Raw genomic sequence first — 3,566 nt, 5'->3', positions numbered from 1 at the left:
CTGCTTGCGTCCACTATGTGGTTCCCAACCAACAAACCCGTTGCTTGAGAACCAACAACTGAATAACACCACAACTGCACCACCAGCTATAACTACAGGTGCAGCGTGTTGTAACCACAAAGTTTTCCCCACCCCCGCCCCCACAAAGGGCCGGGCCGGTGGCGGACACAGGGTTACGGCGGTCATAGCGTGGGGGAAACGCCCGGTCCCATTCCGAACCCGGAAGCTAAGACCCACAGCGCCGATGGTACTGCACCCGGGAGGGTGTGGGAGAGTAGGTCACCGCCGGAACATCATTTGAGGTCGAGGACCCCAACCACCAGGTTGGGGTCCTCCCGCATTTAAACACCCCCACCACCCATTCACACCCTCCCTCACCACCCGCACCCCCGGACCGGACCCTCCCTCACCTCCGGGGGAACGACCTGGCGTGGAGCCGGGCCAAGACCTCCACCCCGCAGCCGCCTATGGCACCGCACACTACAGAGGCCAGCAGCAACCCGTTGGGCGGTCTGGAAAGCAGGAAGAAGTCTTGGGCGAGCGGCAGGTTGAGCAAGATCAGCAGCGAGGCGCACATGGCCACCAAGACAGCAAACCGGCCTGCGTTCAGGGGACGTGACACCGCCGAGAGGATCCACAGCCCGACCATGGACAGTGTCAGCACAGAAGCGCTGCTGACCTGTTCGGGTGTTGCCGTGCCGGCCAGCGGTGCCAGCGCATTTAGCGTCAGCAGCGAGGCCGTCACGATCAGTCCTGCGGGCCCGGAGAACCACAGCGACCTGCGCAGGAATCCTGCCTGGTAGCGGCGCGGGTTCGGCATTAGCGCCAGGAAGAAGGCCGGGATGCCAATTGTCAGGCCGTCTGTGAACGACAGCTGGCGTGGAAGGAAGGGGAACTCCCATTGCAGGAGCCCGAAGGTCACCGCGATGGCAGTGGCGTAGACCGTCTTGCTCAGGAAGAGACTGGAAACGCGCTCAATGTTAGCGATCACTTGGCGGCCCTCGGCAAGGACCCCCGGAAGCCGGTCGAAGCGGCCGTCGAGCAACACCAGGCGCGACACCGCCTTGGTTGCCGGCGCCGCGGAGTCCATGGCAATGCCAAGGTCCGCCGTCTTCAGCGCGAGGGCGTCGTTGACGCCGTCGCCGGTCATGGCCACGGTGTGGCCGCGGCGTTGCAGTGCCTCGACCATCTGCCGCTTCTGGGCGGGGGTGACACGGCCAAAGACGGTGTTGGCCTCCATCACCTCTTCAAGGTGCTGCGGATCTTCCGGCAGGGAGCGTGCGTCGAAGCCCTCGGCCACGTCCAGGCCGACCCGCCGGGCAATGGCGGCTACGGTCCGCGGATCGTCGCCGGATATGATCTTCAACCCGACGCCTTCGTTGCGGAAGAACTCAAGTGTGTCCCGGGCATCGGAGCGGGGCTGTTCCCGAAAGGTCAGGAGTGCTACCGGGCGGAGCGAGGCGGGCAGCTGCTCCGGTTTCCCCGCGCCCGGGAGCTGGTCCCCGCGGGCCAGCAGCAGTGTCCGGAGGCCGGTCGCGGCCAGGTCGCCAGCCCTGCGCAGTATGTCTTCGTCGTTCAGGTCAACGCTCCGGCGCGGACCGGCGCCGTCGGACTCCGGATTCGACGGCGGGTCGGCCAGGGCACCGTCGTCATCCCGGACCAGCACCATTTCCGGTGCCCCCAGAATCCATGTTCGCGCCTCGGTGGTGCGCCCGTTGAAGCTGACTCCACTCCACTTCCGCGCGGAGGAAAACGGAACCGACGAGACCGCCTGAAGTCCGCCGTCGTCCTCAAAAGCGGTGCTCAGGCAGCGGGCTGTGGCATTTGCCTCGGGCTCCGCGCCGAACCAGGCAAGAACCTGCTCCCATCCCGGCTCCGGCGCCAGCGGGTGCACGGCATCGAAGACGAGCCCTCCCTCTGTGAGGGTTCCGGTCTTGTCCATGCACAGTATGTCCACGCGGGCCAGCCCTTCGACGGCCGCGAGTTCCTGGATGAGCACGTTGTGGCCGGCCAGCCGAAGTCCTCCCACGGCGAAGGCCACGCTCGTGAGCAGCACGAGCCCCAGCGGGACCACGGCGATCATGCTCGCAATGAGGCCCACCAAGATGGCGGTCCAATCGCCCGCGGAAACGGCCGCCTGCCAGCCGCCCCGCGCCTGGACCTCCCCGTTCACCACCAGGATTGCCACGGGCAGCAGGATCCAGGCGATCCAGCGCAGTACGCGGTTGAGGCTGTTGCGGATTTCGGAGTTCACCAGGGAGAAGCGCCGCGCATCCGTGGTCAGCTTGCTCGCAAACGAGGCCGTCCCCACCCGGACAACCTTGGCCCTGCCATGGCCGCCGACAACGATCGAACCGGAAAGCACCTCCGCCCCCTTGTCCTTGTCAATGGGATCCGCTTCGCCGGTAAGGAGCGACTCGTCCACCTCGAGGCCGGCGGACGAGAGCACGACGGCGTCGGCCGTCACCTGATCGCCGGCGCGCAGGACCAGGACGTCGTCCCGGACGACTTCCGCCGTGGCGATGTCATGGATCTTGCCCTCGCGTAGCACCCGTGCGCGCGGGGCGTCGAGGACGGCCAGCCGGTCCAGTGATTTCTTCGCGCGGTACTCTTCGACCACACCGATCACTGCGTTGCCGACGGCGGCGAGGCCGAACAGGGCGTCACGCCATTGCCCCAGGAGCAGCAGCAGGAGGAAGCTCGTCCCCACGATCGCGTTGAAGAGTGTGAAGACGTTGGCGCGAAAGATCTGCCACAGGCTGCGGCTGGTGGTGTCCGGAACGCGGTTGGTGAGTCCGCGCTCCACCCGCGCGGCGACCTCGCTTTGCGACAGGCCTGTGGCCTCCGGGCGGCCCTTGGCAAACCGCCGGGAAGCACCCCGATGGAGAAAAGCCCTTCTCTGGCGCCGGCGGTATGCCCTCACACTCCGATGCTAGCCGCCGCACCGTCAGGATGTGATGGAGACAACGGCCCTAACTTTCGACGCCGGGGGGTTTGGTTGGCGGTCGGTGGGGGTGTTTTGCCGTGGTTTTCCGCGGTTTTCCGCGGGTTGGGGTGGTTTGGGGGGTGGTTTGGTGGTGGGTTTGCGGTGGGGGCGTGGTGGGTGTATTGTTTTCTAAGTCGCCGCGAGGGAGACCAGCGGAAATGCTGGGAACCGGAGGCGGCCACTCCCCTAAATTTCAAGACCTGATCTGGTCGGCGTTTTGTGCGCTCCGGGTCGGGGTGGGGCGGGTTGGATGGTTTGCGGGTCGCGGGAACGCGGGTTTTCAAAGTGGTCCGGACTCGGGTAAGTTTGAAAAGTTGCTCCGGAGCGATCCGCGACTGTAGGGCCTGTGGGTCTGGTTGTGGTGGTGCCGGGTGTGTCTGTTGTTTGAGAACTCAATAGTGTGCCAAGTTTGTTGATACCAATTTATTATGGATTGGTTGTTTTGCCGGGCCCGTCACCCCGTGTCGGGTCTGGTTTTTCAGCTGGTTTCAAATTTTGTGCAGCCTGGTTCCGCGTTTTCCCGTGGTTCCTGGTTGTGTCTGTTATTTTTCAACGGAGAGTTTGATCCTGGCTCAGGATG

General features: G+C 64.8%; 1 protein-coding gene and 1 rRNA gene. One reads left to right on the top strand and one right to left on the bottom strand.

Going from position 1 to position 3,566, the window contains the following annotated elements:
* Positions 1-174 precede the first annotated feature (174 nt).
* Positions 175-291, top strand: a 5S ribosomal RNA gene (gene rrf, locus CFN17_RS05555).
* A gap of 115 nt (positions 292-406) precedes the next feature.
* Here the strand turns inward: rrf and CFN17_RS05550 are convergent.
* Positions 407-2,806 carry an HAD-IC family P-type ATPase gene (locus CFN17_RS05550; RefSeq protein WP_261792385.1) on the bottom strand — a complete coding sequence of 800 codons (2,400 nt, stop codon included), beginning with the start codon at positions 2,804-2,806 and terminating at the stop codon, positions 407-409.
* Positions 2,807-3,566: the final 760 nt, after the last annotated feature.

Source organism: Arthrobacter sp. PM3 (genome assembly GCF_003352915.1).
Classification (GTDB): domain Bacteria; phylum Actinomycetota; class Actinomycetes; order Actinomycetales; family Micrococcaceae; genus Arthrobacter.
This window is presented reverse-complemented; position numbering and strand designations above follow the sequence as displayed.